Source organism: Pantoea sp. y20 (genome assembly GCF_054903455.1).
This window is the reverse complement of sequence record NZ_CM142816.1, coordinates 689,999-708,819: the sequence shown is the minus strand read 5'-3', so window position 1 is coordinate 708,819 and position 18,821 is coordinate 689,999. Positions and strand designations below refer to the sequence as shown.

The window sequence follows — 18,821 nt, the reverse complement described above, 5'->3', positions numbered from 1 at the left end:
TCGTGAGGGTTTTACTGATGAAAAGACGTTCGTTGCTCAAGGCTTTCGCGCTCTCTGCCTCTGTGGCCAGCATGGGCTTTGCCTTTGCGGCGCAGGCTGCTGACACCATCAAGGTGGGCATTATGTCCTCGCTCTCCGGCACCATGGCGATCTCCGAAACGCCGCTGAAGGATGTGGCGCTGATGACTATCGATGAGATCAACGCCAAAGGCGGCGTGCTGGGCAAAAAGCTGGAACCGGTGGTGGTCGATCCGGCCTCCAACTGGCCGCTTTTCGCTGAGAAAGCGCGCCAGCTGCTGACCCAAGACAAAGTGGCGGCGGTGTTTGGCTGCTGGACTTCGGTATCGCGTAAATCGGTGCTACCGGTGTTTGAGGAGCTGAACGGCCTGCTGTTCTATCCGGTGCAGTACGAAGGCGAAGAGATGTCGCCGAACGTGTTCTACACCGGCGCCGCGCCGAACCAACAGGCGATTCCGGCGGTGGAATACCTGATGAGTGAAGATGGCGGCAGCGCGAAACGCTTCTTCCTGCTGGGCACCGACTACGTCTATCCGCGCACCACCAACAAGATTCTGCGCGCCTTCCTGCACACCAAAGGGGTACAGGATAAAGACATCGAAGAGGTCTATACGCCGTTTGGTTACAGCGATTATCAGACCATCGTCTCCAACATTAAGAAGTTCTCTGCCGGTGGCAAAACCGCGGTGATCTCCACCATCAACGGCGACTCCAACGTGCCGTTCTACAAAGAACTGGCCAATCAGGGCATCAAAGCCACGGATATCCCGGTGATCGCCTTCTCCGTCGGCGAGGAAGAGTTGCGCGGCATTGATACCAAACCGCTGGTCGGTCAGCTAGCGGCGTGGAACTACTTCGAGTCGGTGGATAACCCAACTAACCAGAAGTTCGTCGCGGATTACCGCGCCTACGCTAAGGCGCACAACCTGCCGAACGCCAACACCGTGGTGACGAATGACCCGATGGAAGCGACCTACGTTGGCCTGCACATGTGGGCGCAGGCGGTAGAGAAAGCGGGCACCACCGATGTGGATAAAGTGCGCGCGGCGATGGCGGGACAGACCTTTAAAGCCCCGGACGGTTTCACCCTGACCATGGATAAAACCAACCATCACCTGCATAAGCCAGTGATGATTGGTGAAGTGGAAGAGAACGGTCAGTTCAACGTGGTGTGGCAGACCGAGCAACCGGTACGCGCCCAGCCGTGGAGCCCGTACATCGCGGGTAACGATAAGAAGCCGGACCATCCGGTGAAATCAACGCAGTAGGGGTTGTGCTGGCTGTCCCCCATCCCGGCCTTCCCCCATAAATGGGGGAAGGAGACGCTGCCACATGCATGTTCATTGCTGGCATTGGGCAACGTCTTCCTCCCCCATTTATGGGGGAGGACCGAGGAGGGGGACAGCCACACCAATCCAAACCAAAACAACTTCTCACCATCAGGGCCAGAACCATGACAATCCGCCGTTATCTCTGCTGTCTGCTGTTACTGCTGCCCTGGCTCGCCCAGGCGGGCGATGGCGCAGACTTCGCGGCCGCCAGCCGCGCGCAACAAGCCACGCTGCTCCAGCAGTGGGCCGCCGCACCGCAGGCCAGTCGCTTGCCGCTGCTGCAGGCGCTGCGCAATGAAACCGTGGTCATCGACCAAAAACAGCAGCCGTTCAGCAAACAAGGCGAAGCGTTGCAGCCGCTCGACAGCGCGCAACAGCCCGACGGCGACACCAAAAAGCTGTTCATGAACAACCGCCTGCGCGTATTGATCGCCAGCGCCCTCGCCGCCCATCAGCTGGTGAGCGATGATGCCGCGATCCGTTTACGTGCCGCACAACAACTGCAAAATGATGGCGTCGCCGATATGCTGCCGCTGATTGAGCAGCGTCTGACGCTGGAAAAAGACGCGAAAGTGCACGACGTACTGCTGATGGCAGCGGCCAACCTGCAACTCGCCAGCCCGGATGCGGCGCTGCGCCTTAAGGCTGTCAAACTGCTCGGCGAATCCAGCGATCCCAACATGCAGGCCAGCCTCACGCGCTTAACCCAGGCCAGCAATGAACCCGATGCCAGCGTGCGTGATGCCGCCGCCGCCAGCCTGAAGCAGATTAAACAGCGCCTGATGTGGGGCGATCTGCTCGGTCAGGCGTTTACCGGCCTGTCGCTCGGTTCGATTCTGCTGCTGGCCGCGCTCGGTCTGGCGATCACCTACGGCCTGCTGGGCGTAATCAACATGGCGCACGGCGAAATGCTGATGCTGGGTGCCTACGCCACCTGGTTTGTACAAAGCCTGTTCCAGCAGTTCGCACCGCAGTGGCTGGCCTGGTATCCGCTGCTGGCGCTGCCGGTGGCCTTTCTGGTCACCGCCTGCATGGGCATGCTGCTGGAGCGCACCATCATCCGCCATCTGTACGGACGTCCGCTGGAAACGCTGCTCGCCACCTGGGGTATCAGCCTGATGCTGATTCAGCTGGTGCGCATGCTGTTTGGCGCGCAGAACCTGGAAGTGGCTAACCCAGGCTGGCTCTCCGGCGGGCTGCAGCTGTTACCGAATCTGGTGCTGCCGTACAACCGTATCGCGGTGATCCTGTTCGTGTTTGCCGTGCTGGGCCTCACCTGGCTGCTGCTGAATAAAACCCGTCTCGGCCTGAGCGTGCGCGCCGTGACGCAGAACCGCGCAATGGCTGACTGCTGCGGCGTGCCGACCGGACGCATCGATATGCTGGCGTTTGGCCTCGGTTCTGGCATCGCCGGACTCGGCGGCGTGGCGCTGTCACAGCTCGGCAACGTCGGGCCGGAGCTCGGTCAGGGCTACATCATCGACTCCTTCCTCGTGGTGGTGCTGGGTGGCGTCGGCCAACTGGCGGGCACCGTGGTCGCGGCCTTTGGTCTTGGCATTCTTAACAAAGTGCTGGAGCCGCAGATTGGCGCGGTGCTGGGAAAAATCCTCATCCTCGTGCTGATCGTGCTGTTTATCCAGAAACGTCCGCAGGGCCTGTTTGCCTTCAAAGGGAGGGTGATTGACTGATGAGCCAGCCAATGACGTTAACTATTGCGCGCAAAGCGCCACGCCTGACGCTCAGCCTCGGCGTGGTGATCGCTGTGCTGCTGCTGGCGCTGCCGTTCTGCGCCCTGCTGCCCGCCACCCATCCGCTGGCGATCTCCACCTACACGCTAACGCTGGTCGGCAAGATTCTCTGTTACGCAGTGGTCGCGGTGGCGCTCGATTTAGTGTGGGGTTACGCCGGGCTGCTGTCGCTCGGTCACGGCCTGTTCTTCGCGCTTGGCGGCTATGCGATGGGCATGTATTTGATGCGCCAGGCCTCCGGCGACGGCCTGCCCGCGTTCATGTCTTTTCTTTCATGGAGTGAGCTGCCGTGGTTTTGGGCGGGCACGCAACATTTTGTCTGGGCGCTGTGCCTGATCATGCTGGTGCCGGGTTTACTGGCGCTGGTGTTTGGCTTCTTCGCCTTCCGCTCGAAAATCAAAGGCGTTTACTTCTCAATCATGACGCAGGCGCTGACCTACGCTGGCATGCTGCTGTTTTTCCGCAACGAAACCGGCTTCGGCGGTAATAACGGCTTTACCGGCTTCACCACATTGCTCGGCTTTAACGTCACCGCTACCGGCACACGTATTGGGCTGTTTGTCGCCACGGTGCTGCTGCTGCTGGTCAGCCTCGGCATTGGCTTCGCGCTGGCACGCAGCAAGTTTGGCCGCGTGTTGACCGCGGTGCGCGATGCGGAGAACCGCCTGATGTTCGTCGGTTACGATCCCAAAGGCTTCAAGCTGTTTGTCTGGACGCTGTCGGCGGTGCTGTGCGGGCTGGCGGGCGCGCTCTACGTGCCGCAGGTTGGCATTATCAACCCCAGCGAAATGTCGCCAACCAACTCGATTGAAGCGGCGATATGGGTGGCGCTGGGCGGACGCGGCACGCTGATTGGTCCGCTGCTTGGCGCGGCCATCGTTAACGGAGCCAAAAGCTGGTTCACCGTCGCCTTCCCGGAATATTGGCTGTTTTTCCTTGGCCTGATGTTTATCCTGGTCACGCTGTTCCTGCCGCGTGGCGTGATTGGCCTGCTGCGCCGGAGGCGTGATGACTGAACACCTGTTTACCCAACCTCATCCCTCGGATCGCTATCGTGAACAAAGCGATCCGGTATTGCAGCTGGAGAAGATCAACGTGTCGTTCGACGGCTTTCGTGCGCTCACCGATCTCTCACTGAAGATCGGCGTGGGCGAACTGCGCTGCGTGATCGGCCCCAACGGCGCGGGAAAAACCACGCTGATGGATGTGATCACCGGTAAAACCCGGCCGGATAATGGCCAGGTGATCTACGACCAAAATACCGATCTCAGCAAAATGTCGCCGGTGGAGATCGCGCGCGCCGGTATTGGGCGCAAGTTCCAGAAACCCACGGTATTCGAAGCGCTGACGGTGTTTGAGAATCTGGAAATCGCGCTGAAAAACGACAAATCAGTGTGGGCCAGCCTGCGCGCGCGGTTGAACAGCGAGCAGCAGGATCGCATTGATGAGGTGCTAAAACTGTTGCGATTGGGCGGCGAGCGTCAGCGCAAAGCCGGTTTGCTGTCGCACGGTCAAAAGCAGTTTCTGGAAATCGGCATGCTGCTGGTACAGGACCCGCATCTGCTGCTGCTGGATGAACCGGCAGCCGGCATGACCGATGCCGAAACCGAATACACCGCCGAGCTGTTTCGCAGCCTCGCCGGCAAGCATTCGCTGATGGTGGTCGAGCACGACATGGGCTTTGTTGAAACCATTGCCGATCACGTCACCGTGCTGCATCAGGGCCAGGTTTTGGCCGAGGGATCGTTACGCGAAGTGCAGGCGGACGATCGGGTTATCGACGTTTATCTGGGGCGTTAACATGCTGCAAGTCGCGGAACTGAATCAATATTACGGCGGCAGCCACATTCTGCGCGGCCTGTCGTTTGAAGCGAAGCCGGGTGAAATTACCTGCATGCTGGGACGTAACGGCGTGGGTAAAACCACGTTACTGAAATGTTTGATGGGGCTGATTCCGGCTAAATCCGGCGAAATTCGCTGGCAGGATAATGTGATCAACAGCCGCAAGCCGCATCAGCGCGTGCAGGCCGGTATCGCTTATGTGCCGCAGGGGCGCGAAATCTTCCCGCGTCTGACGGTGGAAGAGAATCTGCTGATGGGGCTGGCGCGTTTTTCTGGCGCACAGGCCAAAGCGGTGCCGGAGGAGATCTATCAACTGTTTCCGGTGCTGCGTGAGATGAAAGCGCGCCGCGGCGGCGACCTGTCGGGCGGACAACAGCAGCAATTAGCGATTGGCCGCGCCCTCGCCTGTTCACCAAAGCTGTTGATCCTCGATGAGCCAACCGAAGGGATCCAGCCGTCGGTGATCAAGGAGATCGGGGCGGTGATCCGCCAGCTGGCGCAGCGCGGCGATATGGCGATCCTGCTCGTTGAGCAGTTTTATGATTTCGCCGCCGAACTGGCCGACAGCTATCTAGTGATGTCGCGCGGCGAGATCGTGCAGCGCGGCGCCGGATCCGCCATGGAAGCCGACGGCGTACGCGGATTAGTAGCGATTTAGTTGAGCTTGATAATTCAAAAGAGCGGCTTAACGGCCGCGTCTACAAGCAGGAGGCACGTCGTTTCGAGCATTTTAAATATTTTAATTAATTTTCAAATTCAAAATCTGCCGTGCCAACTTTACTGCTCACTGACACTATTTTTCCACTCCATCCAAAGGTGATATGCCCATTAGCTGATATGTTAATTGAGCGGATGCTTCCTACACCTTCAATGAGAGGTTCCAACGTTTTAAGTTTATTTAAAACTTGTTTTTCGTTGCCGGTAATCTCACTGGTTAAATAATATCGATAAATAACAGGAACAGTGGCACCGCCAGCACTGTATTCAGTCATATATAGCCAGGAAGATTGATTGATTTTTTGACTACGCTTCAACACATCATTATCGCGTGAGCTTTCATTACCGATGACTAAAAAACCAATAATAATCAGCAAAAGAAGAGTCAGTATCAAATGAAATCGCTTAATAACCGTGCTGTTTAGCATACTCAATTCCCTCGCGTATATTGCGTTGATCTGTGGGATCATCTCCATAGGGAGGAACATCATACCACTTTCCCCAGCGAGGTTTTGATGTGCCAGCGAGTGTTTGAGCAAATCCCGCGCCCATCAGCAAAATGTCATCGGGTATGCCAGCCGCTCTGCCTGAAGCGCCAAAATTGAAGTTTCCAAAAGCAGCCCAATTGAAGTCGAATTGTTTGTAATCCCAAGGGCCGCGATTGCGTACTTTTTGATAAAACCAGTAATAGGTTGCCGGTGTCGCCATACCTCTCGACATACCATTACATCTGGCTTCACGCATATTATTCTGAATAATTAATGCACCAGGTCCTATCGGTACAGATGCCATAACCCTTCCCTGAACGTAAATTTAAATCAAATTACTATAATGCACATCCTCTTATTTAATAATTTGATCTAAATCATTAGGTCATTGCAATTAACCGAGGGGAGATAGGGGTATATTTGATATTTTTTAAATGATTTTTAATATCAACATCCGCTGTTGATATTGATTTTAAAATGGCGATCCTAAGACCGCCATTGATTACAAAATCCCGGTCTCAACGCTGAAATGGCGCTGTTCGCCGGGGGCCAGCTCAATCAGCGTGCCAGCGCGCTGTGCGGCTTTGAAACCCTCCGGGCGGCAGGTTGACGGCAGCACATAGGCGGCGACCTGCTGATCGCGGTTATGCAGCATCCAGCGCGTGGCGTGCGGGAATTGCTGGCTGGAAAAGCGCGTCATCAGGGCAAACCCTTGCGGTGAGTGCAGCTCGAACTGCATCTCATCGCCGTACTGCTGGAGATCGTCGGCGAAAAACACGATCTCCGGATCGCACATCTGCGGCTGATCCAGCTGCTGAAACGCCTGCGGATCGCGCGCCAGTTGATCGGTATATGCGCGCCACTGTGGGGTAGGCTTGACGTGCGCCGGGATCGAGCTGCGCAGCTGGAACGCACCGGTCGGGATCGACTGCTGGAAACGCCCTTGATCCAGCCAGGCGCTGTTCAGATGACACATATACTGCAGCGGCATCGGAGCGCCTGCCAGGTTAGTGACGTTCATCTCAATGTGCAGGCGCGCAGCATTGGCCTCAAGGCGCACCGCCGGTGCGGCAAGATAGTGATGGCCAAAGCCCTTCACATATTCGGTTTCGCCCTCCAGCGACAGGCGATCGTCCTCCAGCACGATCCATGCGCTGTCCATGCGCGCGCAGGCCATTTCGCCATGCAGCGGATGATCGTCATCCTCTGCCGGACAGCCGTTGGCCAGCAGCCCGGAGTGGAAAGCGAAACAGCCGTAGGTATCAATGATCGAACTGCCAGGCAGCGGCTGCTTAAAGCTGTGGCTCATGGTCAGCGAATGGCCGTCAAAGTTAGCGTCCCACACCATCTGACCGTAAAACGGCAGTACGATCACCGTGCCGCGTGGATTGCTGATGCACACCGCTTCCACACCTGCGGGATAGCGAAACAGCTCGACGTGGAACGTCTCGTTGCGCAGCAGCGTGGCTGGCGTTTCATGAAACTGCTCACGACGTAACGGTAAACGGGTTTTCATGGCATCTCCTCAACTAAACGACCGGCTGCTTCTGCCTGTTTTTTATGACGCAGCTCGCCCCAGAAGAAGTAACCCACCCAGGCGAAGCACAGCAGCGAAACGCCGAACGCCAGCTGCATCGAGCCCAGATGATCGGAGACGAAGCCCTGAATCGCAGGAATAAAGGCAGCACCGACAATCGACATCACGATAAACGCGCCCGCCACTTCGGTGTATTTGTTATCGACGGTAGCCAGCGTTCCAGCGTAGATCGTCGCCCAGCACGGACCAAACAGCGCACTGACCAGGATGGCGGCATACACGGCGGTAAAGTTCGGCACAAACATCACATACGCCAACGCCAGAACACCCAGCAGCGAGTAGGCAATCAACACTTTTTCCGCACGGAAGCGCGTCATCAGGACGTTGGCGATAAATTTACCGATAAAGAAGCCGATGAAGCTGTAAATCATAAAGTTAGAGGCATGGCGCTCATTGACCGCGCCGAGCGTCAGCGCCAGACGAATGGTGAACGACCACACCGCCACCTGCATGCCGACATACAAGAACTGCGCCAGAATCCCGCGTTTGAAGTGACGATTCGCCGCCAGATAGCGGAAAGTTTCGCCGAGCGACGGCAACGATTTTTCACTGCTTTCCGGTTTGCAGCGCGGATAGCGGGTGAACAGAAACAGCAGCATCACTACCACCAAAACCATCACCAGATATTTGTAGGGTTCCAGCGTGTGCTCCAGCATGGTGAGACGGAACGCATGCGCCTGTTCCGCATTCATGCCGGCCAGCTGACTTTCCAGACTGTCGCCCTCCTGAAACACCAGATATTTGCCCAGCACGATGCCCATCAGTGCGCCCACCGGATAGAAAGTCTGGCTGATATTCAGGCGCAGCGTGGCGTGATCGCGATGACCAATCATCGAGCTGTAGGTGTTGGCGGCGGTTTCGAGGAAGCTCAAACCGATAGCGATGGCGAAAATCGCTGCCAGGAACATGGTGTAGGTTGCCATGTGCGACGCAGGATAGAACAGCACGCAGCCCACAATATACAGCGCCAGGCCCAATAAAATCGCCAGTTTATAGGTGGCTTTGCGGATCACCAGCGAGGCCGGAATAGCGATCAGGAAGTAGCCGCCGTAGAACGCGCTCTGCACCAGCGCGCTGGCGAAATCGCTTAACGCGAACACGCTTTTGAACTGGGTGATCAGGATGTCGTTCAGACTCGCCGCACAGCCCCACAACGGGAACAGGCACGAGAGCAAAATGAACTGGAACAGCGGCGTTTTATTCAGATAGCCATCAGATTGCTGAACAATGTTCGGTTGCATAACTCGACCTCAGTGAACGTTGAGAAAACGCTGGAAGGTTTCCGCGTCGGGATAGGAGCGCTGCGTGCCGCGACCGGTCACGCTGCAGGCGGCATAAGCCGAGGCTTGCGCCATCGCGGCCGGGATATCGCCGCTTTTCACCAACTCGTGGGCGAAGCAGCCGATAAAGGCATCGCCCGCGCCGCTGGTATCCACCGCTTTTACCGCGGTGGGGGCAACCTGATGCACGCTGTCGCCAGACATCCACAGCGAACCGCGCCCGCCCAGCGTGATGATCAGATTTTTCAGCCCGCGTTTGAGCAGCGATTGCCCCGCCAGCTTCACCTCTTCATCCGTGGTGACCGGCATGCCGGTGAGGATCTCCAACTCGGTTTCATTCGGCATGAAAAAGTCGCATTTGCAGGCGTAGTCGATATTGAGATCCGCCACCGCCGGTGCCGGATTGAGGATCACTTTGATGTCATGCTGACGGGCAAAATCAATGGCGTAATAAACAGTCTCCAGCGGGATCTCCAGCTGCAGGATGATCAACTGGCAGCTTTTCAGTGCTTCGGCGGCGGCATCGATATCGGCTGGCTTCAACTGCTGGTTGGCACCTTTGATAATCAGAATGCGGTTCTGCGACTGATCGTCGACGAAGATCGGTGCCACGCCGCTGGAGGTGCCTGGCGCGGTGGTGACGAAGCGGGTATCAACGCCTTGCTGCTGCAGATTGGCCACGGTATTCGGCGCGAACAGATCGTCGCCGACTTTACTCACCATCATCACGCTGCCGCCCATCTTCGCCGCTGCCACAGCCTGATTGGCACCTTTACCCCCGCAGCCGATGGCAAAATCGGGTGCTTCCAGCGTTTCGCCCGCTTTAGGCAGCTGATTGGTATAGGTAATGAGGTCCACCATATTTGACCCAATAACCGCAATATCCATTGTTTTCTCCCGGTGAATTTTTAGCTTTATAATGTTATTAAAATAACAATATCAGGTTAATAAAGTTAATTGTGTGATAAATTTCACACCTCGACATCCTGATAAAAAGCCGATAAACAGCCATTAATTGGTAGAAATGAATGTTATTATTCTAACAATGGAACAACATTGAGAATCAGAGCGAAGCGGCTTGAGAGCAACACGTTGGCGGCATTGCATGAGGTTTGCGGGCCGATCTCATTACAGGTAAGATTGAAAACTGGCCTGCTGGATACGTCGCAAATCATTAAAATATGTGAGATTTATCGTGATTTTTGACCAGGCCACTTCGACTTCAGGATTAATTACGCAGAGATGATCATGGAAACCCGGCGCGACGAACGTATTCACAAGTTGGCTCAGGCGCTGAAACGCACCGATAAACTGCACCTGAAAGACGCGGCGCAGCTGCTCGGCGTGTCGGAAATGACCATTCGCCGCGATCTCACCGAACCGGCTTCAACCGTGGTGCTGCTGGGCGGCTATATCGTCAGCGATCCGAAAAGCCACGCCGGACACTATTTCATCTCCGATCAGCACGGTCAGAACGCCGCACGCAAACAGCGCCTGGCGCAGGCTGCTGCGGATCTGATCAGTGAAAATGACACGGTATTTTTTGATTGCGGCACCACGCTGCCGTACATCGTAGATGCGATTCCTGACACCTTGCCGTTCACCGCCATCTGCTGCGCGATGAACACTTTCCTGGCGTTGAAAGAGAAACCGGCCTGCAACGTGATCCTGAGCGGCGGTGAGTTCCACGCCGATAACGCGCTGTTCACGCCGATTGGCGCGCACTCGATCCTCGACGATCTCTGCCCGACGCTGGCCTTTATTTCGGCGGCAGGTATCGATCAGGAACAGGGCGCCACCTGCTACAACATTAACGAGCTGGCGATGAAGCACCACGCGATGCTGCGCGCACGTCAGCGCGTGCTGGTGGCGGACAGCAGTAAATTTGGCAAAGTGCTGCCCGCGCGTATCGGTGAATTGCGCCGTTTTGATTTGCTGGTCAGCGATAGCGCACCCGAACCGGCGCTGAAGAGCTGGCTGGCACAACAGAATATTCCGCTGCGATTGCCTAAAGCTTAGAATTCCTCTGTTTCTATTACCGGGAAACAAAACCAGACCCTAAATACTTCGTGTTGCAGGAAGGCGGCAAGTGGGTTCATCCCCAGGCGCATACATTAGTATGTGACTGGGGTGGACACACGCAGCCAACGCACCTGCAGCGCGAAGTATGACGGGTATGAATAAAGGGTGAAAACAGCTAAACTTCTGTACCTAAAGTTCATAACTCACAGACCAAAAGGCTCAATACAACGTGGCTCAATTCGTCTATAGCATGCATCGCGTCGGCAAGGTCGTTCCGCCGAAGCGTCACATCCTGAAGAATATTTCTCTTAGCTTCTTCCCTGGAGCAAAAATCGGTGTACTCGGCCTGAACGGCTCGGGTAAATCGACGCTGCTGCGCATCATGGCCGGTATCGATACCGATATCGAAGGGGAAGCACGCCCACAGCCGGGCATCAATGTGGGTTATCTGCCGCAGGAACCGCAGTTGAACCCGGAGCACACCGTGCGTGAATCCGTTGAAGAAGCGGTATCCGAAGTGGTTGGCGCGCTGAAGCGCCTCGACGAAGTGTATGCGCTGTATGCCGATCCCGATGCGGATTTCGACAAGCTGGCCGCTGAACAGGGCCGTCTGGAAGAAGTGATCCAGGCGCACGATGGTCACAACCTCGATACCCAGCTGAACCGTGCCGCCGATGCGATGCGTCTGCCAGACTGGGATGCCAAAATCGCTACCCTTTCCGGTGGTGAGCGCCGCCGCGTTGCGCTGTGCCGTCTGCTGCTGGAAAAGCCAGACATGCTGCTGCTCGATGAACCGACCAACCACCTGGATGCCGAATCCGTGGCGTGGCTCGAGCGCTTCCTGCACGACTTCGAAGGGACCGTTGTGGCGATCACGCATGACCGTTACTTCCTGGATAACGTGGCTGGCTGGATTCTGGAACTGGACCGCGGTGAAGGTATTCCGTGGGAAGGTAACTACTCTTCCTGGCTGGAGCAAAAAGATCAGCGTCTGGCGCAGGAAGCTTCTTCTGAAGCGGCGCGTCGCAAATCTATCGAGAAAGAGCTGGAGTGGGTGCGTCAAGGCGCGAAAGGCCGTCAGTCGAAGGGCAAAGCCCGTCTGGCACGCTTTGAAGAGTTGAACAACACCGATTACCAGAAGCGTAACGAAACCAACGAACTCTTCATTCCACCTGGCGCTCGCCTTGGCGACAAAGTGCTGGAAGTGACCAACCTGAAGAAATCGTATGGCGATCGCGTGCTGATCGACGATCTGACCTTCTCTGTACCGAAAGGCGCGATTGTCGGCATCATCGGCCCGAACGGCGCGGGTAAATCTACGCTGTTCCGCATGATGTCAGGCCAGGAGCAACCCGATTCCGGCACCATCGAGCTGGGCGAAACCGTCAAGCTGGCGTCGGTTGATCAGTTCCGTGACGCGATGGACAATTCCAAAACCGTGTTTGAAGAAGTGTCTGGCGGTCAGGACATTATGCGCGTTGGCAACACCGAGATGCCAAGCCGTGCCTACGTTGGTCGCTTCAACTTCAAAGGCACCGATCAGGGCAAACGCGTGGGCGAGCTGTCAGGGGGTGAGCGCGGTCGTCTGCACCTCGCCAAGCTGCTGCAAGTCGGCGGCAACCTGCTGCTGCTCGATGAACCAACCAACGACCTCGACATCGAAACTCTGCGCGCGCTGGAAAACGCCCTGCTGGAATTCCCGGGCTGTGCCATGGTGATCTCGCATGACCGTTGGTTCCTGGACCGTATCGCCACCCACATCATCGATTATCAGGATGAAGGCAAAGTGGAGTTCTTCGAAGGTAACTTTACCGAGTACGAAGAGTACAAGAAACGCACCCTCGGCGCCGACGCGCTCGAGCCGAAGCGTATCAAGTACAAGCGTATGACGAAGTAAGTCTGTTGCTGTGAAAAAGGCGCCATTAGGCGCCTTTTTTTATGGCTGAATCAGCTGCCCAGCATCTGCTTTACTAACTCGACACAACGCAGGAAGCGCGTGTCATAGTCATCTTCTTTAACGTGCACAAACTCGATATTGTTTTCACGCAGCATGGTGATCAGCATGGTCTGGAACTCGCGACGATCCATTGAGCTGCCGAGGCTGCGCAATCCATCCGCCACCCAGGGCACGTTGTTTTCCAGCAAAATCACCAGGTCGAAACGGTATTCATCAATTAACGCCTGCACAAACGGGTGCTCGCGACCTTCGTACTTGAGGCAAAACGCCTGCGTAGTGATGAAATCGGTATCGATAAAGGCGACTTTACTGGCGTACTTTACGGCGAAGTCGATGTACTGGGCCTGACCGAGCGCGATTTTGTCGTAGTCGGAATATTGCAGCGCCATCTCGTCGCCACCGAGGTGCGAGAAGACATAATCGCGGCCATATTCCCATGCGCTGGTGGTGTTGAAGATGTTCGCCAGCTTGTTCACCAGCGTTGATTTGCCGCTCGACTCGCCGCCCAGCACCGCCACGGTGCGCACGAAGAATGGCTTCACTTCGGTCGGGATGTATTCCCAGTAGCGGAACGGATCCTGACGAATCTGCCCGCCGCTGATGTTCATAAAGGATCGATTGGGATCGATCACCACCGCCGGAATGCCGAGGTGCTGCTCATACATCGCGGCATCCGGCTCTTCACTGGTGTAGATACAATTCGGCTCAATGCCCTGCTCAGCCAGAAAGGTTTTGACGCCGCCGCTCCACACATCCCAGCCGTGCGGATAAGGTTCAATGCCCTCTTCATCAAACGAATGGATGCGGATATTTTTCTGGTATTTGAAGGTTTGCAGCAACCAGCGTAGTCGATCGCTGATGGTCGGCTGCTGCGACATGGCGCTGTTTTCAAACAGTTCACGATCGCGCGGCTCGTCGTGGCCCATGATGATATGCAGCTCATCCACCTGACTGCAGGCGCGCTGGATTAAATATATGTGGCCGGTATGCAGCGGATAAAATTTCCCGAACACCACGCCAACGGTTTTATCGCGGCGCGGAAATTCCAGGCCAAGAAAACGGTGCAGCGCTTCCAGCTTCTGCGCACTCGGGCTTTTAATTTTGGCGTTGAGCAGCTGGCTTAAGTAGCCTTTGGTCATTCCGCTGGCGTCGGCAACCTGCTGCAGCGTGTGGCCTTGCTGGCGAATGGCTGTTTTCAGGTAGTCAAACGATGACATTTAGTGCCTCCTGCGTGGAATAAAGGGCGGTGCGGCCTTTAAGACGGTGCGCATAAATGCGCACCCTACAAACGTAGGGTCGGCATTCATGCCGACCGGTAAAACTTACAACTCATCCAGAATCGCTAACGCATCCGCCAGCTTCTTCGCGCTGTACACCTTCATCCCTTCGACCGGTTTCTTCGGTGCATTACCGGCCGGGACGATGGCGCGCTTAAAGCCGTGTTTCGCCGCTTCGGAAATGCGCTCCTGGCCGCTCGGCACCGGGCGAATTTCGCCGGCAAGGCCCACTTCACCAAAGATCACCAGATCCTGCGGCAGCGGACGATCGCGGAAGCTCGATACCATCGCCATCAGCAGCGCCAAATCGACGCTGGTTTCGGTGACTTTTACGCCGCCGACCACGTTAACGAACACATCCTGATCCGCCATCTGCAAGCCACCGTGGCGATGCAGCACCGCTAACAGGATTGCCAGGCGATTCTGCTCCAGACCCACCGCGACGCGGCGTGGGTTGCCCATCATCGAATGGTCCACCAGCGCCTGAATCTCGACCAGCAGCGGACGCGTACCTTCCCACAGCACCATCACCGAACTGCCCGAGGTGATCTCATCACCGCGAGACAGGAAAATGGCCGATGGATTGCTGACTTCGCGCATGCCTTGTTCGGTCATGGCGAACACGCCGAGCTCATTCACCGCGCCAAAGCGGTTTTTATGGCTGCGTAAGGTGCGGAAACGGGAATCAGCGTCGCCATCCAGCATCACCGAACAGTCGATACAGTGTTCCAGCACTTTCGGGCCGGCCAGCGAACCGTCTTTGGTGACGTGACCGACCATGATGATCGCCACGCCGCGCGTTTTGGCGAAGCGTGTCAGGTAGGCGGCCGTTTCACGCACCTGCGCTACGCTGCCCGGCGAGGATTGGATCTCCGCCATGTGCATTACCTGAATCGAGTCGATCACCATCAATTTCGGCTGCTCCTGCTCGGCGATCAGGCAGATCTGCTCGATGCTGGTTTCCGACAACATATTGAGGTTTTCGGTCGGTAATCCCAGACGATGGGCGCGCATCGCCACCTGTTGCAGTGACTCTTCGCCGGTGACATACAGGGTTTTCATCCCTTCTGCCAGCTTGCACATCACCTGCAGCAGCAGCGTCGATTTACCGGCACCCGGATTACCACCAATTAAGATGGCGCTGCCCGGCACCACGCCGCCGCCCAATACGCGATCGAACTCTTTGAAACTGGTTGAGAAACGCGGCAGGGCTTCGAGGCTGATCTCCGACAGCTTCTGCACGCGGCTAACGCCCGCGTTGCCGCCGGCATAACCGCTCAGGCGCTCATTACGCGCCGCCGCAGGCGAGGCGGCAATGCGCACCTCGGTGATGGTGTTCCACGCATGGCAGGCGCTGCATTGCCCCTGCCAGCGCGGATAATCAGCGCCGCATTCGTTACAAACGAAGGCGCGTTTTGCCGCTTTGGCCAAATCAAATCCTCAGTTAACGCTCTTCGTGAATCAGGCTGCCGGTCAGGATGCAGAACACACCCATCAGGTCAGCATGACGGATGATGATTTCCGTCTGCTCATTCACTTTAGGTTTAGCATGATAGGCGATACCCAGCGCCGCGGTTTTAATCATCGGCAGATCGTTGGCACCATCGCCAATCGCCACGGTTTGTTCCGGAGCAATTTCAAAGCGCTGTGCCAGATCGTTCAGGGTATCGGCTTTAAATTGGGCGTCGACAATTTGTCCCAGCACCTGGCCGGTTAACTTACCGTCGCGAATTTCCAGCTCGTTGGCCACCGCCGCGGCTAAATGCAGCGTCTGGCGCAAATAGTCGGCGTAGAAGGTAAAGCCGCCCGAGGCGATCGCCACCTGCCAGCCCAGCGCCTGCAGCTTCTGCACCAGCGTGGTTAAGCCTGGCATCAGCGGCAGCGCATCGCGCACTTGCATCAGGATATTGGCATCGGCGCCCGCCAGGGTGCCGACGCGCTCGCGCAGGCTGGCTTTGAAATCCAGCTCGCCGCGCATCGCGCGCTCGGTGACTTCCGCCACCTGCTCGCCGCAACCCGCCAGTTTGGCGATCTCATCGATGCACTCAATCTGGATCGCGGTGGAATCCATGTCCATCACCAGCAAACCTGGCGTTTTCAGATGCGGGATTTTGCCGAGCGGTGCCACATCAAAACCGGCTTCATGCGCCAGTTTGCTGGCGCGCGGCGTCAGCGAGCCTGCCAGACGTATCACCTGATACTCATCGACATTCCAGGCGCTGACGATCACCATCGCCGCCCCCAGCTTATGCTGATAATCGGTGAGTTTTTGTTTATCGAGCCCGCGCCCATACAGCAACCAGCCAGTCCGACCAGCACGGTAATCCAGCGGCATCACTTCATCACCGCTGAGGGAAAGGGGTAAACCCGGCCAAAGTGAAACATCGGCGGGCAGATCGCACCAGGTAAGACGATTTGGCATTACAGCTCCTGTAGGGACAACAAAACCACGCAAGAGGCTACCTTGTCTGCGCGGGTTCTGGCAACATAATTGCCAGCCTTTCTGCTGTTACATCACACGGGTTTCTGATGGTTAAAACCGCACTGAAATTTCGCCTGCATCGCACGGTGATTGTTCTTATCTCGCTGGCTCTGTTAGTGGTTCTGATGCAAGGCGCATCCTGGTTTAGCCTCGGCCATCAAATGGCTCGCTCTGAACAAGTGGAAGAACTGGCGCGCACGCTGACCAAACAGGTGGCGTTTAGCCTTAAACCGTTGATGGATAACAGCGACGATAACCGCACGCAGATTGCCGCCATCCTCAATCAGATGACCGACAACAGCCGCATTCTTGATGCTTCCGTTTACGCCGATGATGGCAGCCTGGTGGCGCACAGCGGCGAAAGCATTAATGTGCGCGATCGGCTGTCGCTGGATGGCAAACGCGCTGGTAGCTACTTCAACCATCAAATTGTGCAGCCGCTGGAAGGCAAAGATGGCCCGCAAGGTTTCCTGCGCGTCACGCTGGATACTCACGTGCTGGTGACGGAATCACGTCAGGTGGATAACACCACCAACATCCTGCGCCTGATGATGTTACTGGCGCTGGCCATCGGCATTATCCTGACGCGCACCCTGCTGCGCGACCGTCGCACCCGCTGGCAGCAATCGCCGTTCCTGCTAACGGCGAGCCGCACGGTGAAAGAGGATAAAGAGAAAGAGCAAGAAGAGGCGGCGGCAGCAACCACAGAGACTGAAAAAGAGCGTTAAGCCATTTTATGCATTGTTACTTCCATCGCTTCCAGTTGCTGTAATGCCTGCCCGGCAATGCTGCGGAAGTTCGCGCTGAACGCAGCATCCTCTGCAATCGCCTGCCAGTAGATTTTCGCCATAGCGCTGGCAGCGCGCCACACGGCGCCTGACAGCGCGAAATCCAGCGTCAGTTTGACTTCATCGCGCATGTGCCCCTGAGAATTGGGCGCCAGCGCCATCGGCAGCATGTCGTAAGCCGGTGTCAGGCTGAAACGTTCTTCATCAGTAAAGAAAGACAGATTGCCCGCGTGCATGTCGCTATTGGCAATCAGTCGTCCAAACGCCCACTGCAAAGTCCCGCGTTCAACCGCTACCGCATCAACACGTTGCTGACGCTGCAACTCACGCAGCGCATCCGGCCAGTGTTGTTGATGGCCGATAAACTCTGCGCTTACCGCTTCTAATGAACTCATGCAGCGTCGACCACGTTGATGAATGCGATCAAAACGCTGCACTTCGAGGAACAATTGTCCTTCACTATCAATCAGCTGGCTATGTGCGGCAGGCAATCCCGCCGCCAGTAAATGTTGCAACGCCAGATGCTCCGCGCGTAACAAATCACGCCAGCGCTCAGCATTATCACTTTGACGGGCGACGGTAAATTTCACCAGACAATGACGATCGCCATTCGCCGTTGCGGCATAGCACAGGAATTTCGGTTGTTCGCCGCCAGCCGATGAGCCCGGTTCATCGCCGCTCAGCGCCTGTTGTGCCATCAGCGGATAACGCGCGATTTTTTGCGCCTCGCTGATGGCTTGCGGTGCGGGCTGTTGCAGCCAACGCTGGTATGTCATGTCGCCAACAATAAAAGCGCCCGGCATATCGATGCCGCCGCTTGCCAGCGCCATCAGGCACTGCTCATCACTCCAGAGACGAATATCATCCGTCAGCCCGAGCTGTGGCGCGTATTCACGGCCCCATTGTCGGCCCAGAAAACCTTGCGGACGCATCTCCTGCAGGAACCACGGTAAGCCGTCATAAAAGCGGCCTTGATCGTGCTGGTCCAGATGCAGACAACTGCCCTGCGGCCAGGTTGGCAAAAGGATGCCAGCGGGCGATGCCTGACCTTCAGCAGAAATACGATACAGCGGGAAGCGGCTTTCACCCCGGATGGGCCGCAGCAACGCATAACGCGTCGCGCGCGCTTTGCCCCATTTGATAATCTGCGGCTGCTGACACAGTTGGCGTGAAAGCGTGGCCTGGCTGATATGCAATCGAGCCAGCAGATCCGCCGCGCTAAGCGGTCCTTCCAGCAGCAAACTTTGTAGCTCAGCCATTGCCGCCACCTTGTC

17 protein-coding genes are annotated in these 18,821 nt (G+C 56.6%); 8 read left to right on the top strand and 9 right to left on the bottom strand.

All coding sequences use genetic code 11. From position 1 onward, the window contains the following. Positions 1-17: 17 nt before the first annotated feature. The 5 genes from urtA (at position 18) to urtE (ending at position 5,597) form a co-directional block, all read left to right on the top strand. Entirely contained in the window at positions 18-1,286 is a 1,269-nt protein-coding gene (gene urtA / locus ACYAC5_RS03205; RefSeq protein ID WP_110867492.1) for an urea ABC transporter substrate-binding protein, read from the top strand. 185 nt (positions 1,287-1,471) lie between these two features. Beyond that, entirely contained in the window at positions 1,472-3,037 is a 1,566-nt protein-coding gene (gene urtB / locus ACYAC5_RS03200) for an urea ABC transporter permease subunit UrtB (protein ID WP_277974502.1), read from the top strand. Next, complete coding sequence (gene urtC / locus ACYAC5_RS03195; protein WP_462062394.1) at positions 3,037-4,113, top strand: urea ABC transporter permease subunit UrtC; 1,077 nt, start codon at positions 3,037-3,039, stop codon at positions 4,111-4,113. Before urtB ends, urtC begins: the two co-directional genes overlap by 1 nt. Then, positions 4,106-4,897, top strand: a complete 792-nt coding sequence (gene urtD / locus ACYAC5_RS03190) for an urea ABC transporter ATP-binding protein UrtD (protein WP_462062392.1) — start codon at positions 4,106-4,108, stop codon at positions 4,895-4,897. The genes urtC and urtD overlap by 8 nt, the downstream gene beginning before the upstream one ends. 1 nt (position 4,898) lies before the next feature. Further along, positions 4,899-5,597 (top strand): urea ABC transporter ATP-binding subunit UrtE, encoded by a 699-nt coding sequence (urtE, locus tag ACYAC5_RS03185; protein WP_277974499.1) that lies wholly within the window; start codon positions 4,899-4,901, stop codon positions 5,595-5,597. 85 nt (positions 5,598-5,682) lie between these two features. On the opposite strand, the gene ACYAC5_RS03180 is transcribed toward urtE, so the two are convergent. The 5 genes from ACYAC5_RS03180 to rbsK form a co-directional block, all read right to left on the bottom strand. After that, positions 5,683-6,084, bottom strand: coding sequence for a hypothetical protein (locus tag ACYAC5_RS03180; protein WP_277974498.1), 402 nt, complete (start codon positions 6,082-6,084; stop codon positions 5,683-5,685). After that, complete coding sequence (locus ACYAC5_RS03175) at positions 6,062-6,448, bottom strand: polymorphic toxin type 44 domain-containing protein (RefSeq protein WP_192412430.1); 387 nt, start codon at positions 6,446-6,448, stop codon at positions 6,062-6,064. Before ACYAC5_RS03175 ends, ACYAC5_RS03180 begins: the two co-directional genes overlap by 23 nt. Positions 6,449-6,646: 198 nt before the next feature. Continuing rightward, complete coding sequence (locus tag ACYAC5_RS03170; protein WP_309836001.1) at positions 6,647-7,660, bottom strand: aldose 1-epimerase family protein; 1,014 nt, start codon at positions 7,658-7,660, stop codon at positions 6,647-6,649. Next, the gene (gene fucP / locus ACYAC5_RS03165; protein ID WP_101762178.1) at positions 7,657-8,982 is read right to left on the bottom strand and encodes an L-fucose:H+ symporter permease; all 1,326 of its coding nucleotides are present in this window, start codon (positions 8,980-8,982) and stop codon (positions 7,657-7,659) included. The genes ACYAC5_RS03170 and fucP overlap by 4 nt, the downstream gene beginning before the upstream one ends. A gap of 9 nt (positions 8,983-8,991) precedes the next feature. Continuing rightward, positions 8,992-9,909: a ribokinase gene (rbsK, locus tag ACYAC5_RS03160; protein ID WP_462062391.1), complete on the bottom strand. Its 918-nt coding sequence runs from the start codon at positions 9,907-9,909 to the stop codon at positions 8,992-8,994. 360 nt (positions 9,910-10,269) lie between these two features. Here rbsK and deoR point away from each other — a divergent pair, with 360 nt between their 5' ends. Both deoR and ettA read left to right on the top strand, forming a co-directional pair. Beyond that, a complete protein-coding gene (gene deoR / locus ACYAC5_RS03155; RefSeq protein WP_101762370.1) occupies positions 10,270-11,040 on the top strand; it encodes a DNA-binding transcriptional repressor DeoR in 771 nt (256 codons plus the stop codon). A 232-nt stretch (positions 11,041-11,272) separates the two neighbouring features. After that, complete coding sequence (gene ettA / locus ACYAC5_RS03150; protein ID WP_008101764.1) at positions 11,273-12,940, top strand: energy-dependent translational throttle protein EttA; 1,668 nt, start codon at positions 11,273-11,275, stop codon at positions 12,938-12,940. 50 nt (positions 12,941-12,990) lie between these two features. On the opposite strand, the gene nadR is transcribed toward ettA, so the two are convergent. From nadR to serB, 3 genes are all read right to left on the bottom strand, one after another. Further along, positions 12,991-14,217 carry a multifunctional transcriptional regulator/nicotinamide-nucleotide adenylyltransferase/ribosylnicotinamide kinase NadR gene (gene nadR / locus ACYAC5_RS03145; protein ID WP_110867484.1) on the bottom strand — a complete coding sequence of 409 codons (1,227 nt, stop codon included), beginning with the start codon at positions 14,215-14,217 and terminating at the stop codon, positions 12,991-12,993. A gap of 105 nt (positions 14,218-14,322) precedes the next feature. Continuing rightward, positions 14,323-15,708 (bottom strand): DNA repair protein RadA, encoded by a 1,386-nt coding sequence (gene radA / locus ACYAC5_RS03140; protein ID WP_007886867.1) that lies wholly within the window; start codon positions 15,706-15,708, stop codon positions 14,323-14,325. Positions 15,709-15,721: 13 nt separating this feature from the next. Then, positions 15,722-16,699 (bottom strand): phosphoserine phosphatase, encoded by a 978-nt coding sequence (gene serB, locus ACYAC5_RS03135; protein ID WP_101762181.1) that lies wholly within the window; start codon positions 16,697-16,699, stop codon positions 15,722-15,724. Between the two features lie 107 nt (positions 16,700-16,806). Here serB and ACYAC5_RS03130 point away from each other — a divergent pair, with 107 nt between their 5' ends. Then, the gene (locus tag ACYAC5_RS03130) at positions 16,807-17,487 is read left to right on the top strand and encodes a YtjB family periplasmic protein (RefSeq protein ID WP_101762182.1); all 681 of its coding nucleotides are present in this window, start codon (positions 16,807-16,809) and stop codon (positions 17,485-17,487) included. Here the strand turns inward: ACYAC5_RS03130 and yjjJ are convergent. Next, positions 17,484-18,806 (bottom strand): type II toxin-antitoxin system HipA family toxin YjjJ, encoded by a 1,323-nt coding sequence (gene yjjJ, locus ACYAC5_RS03125; RefSeq protein ID WP_280172434.1) that lies wholly within the window; start codon positions 18,804-18,806, stop codon positions 17,484-17,486. The genes ACYAC5_RS03130 and yjjJ overlap by 4 nt on opposite strands. Between the last annotated feature and the right edge of the window lie 15 nt (positions 18,807-18,821).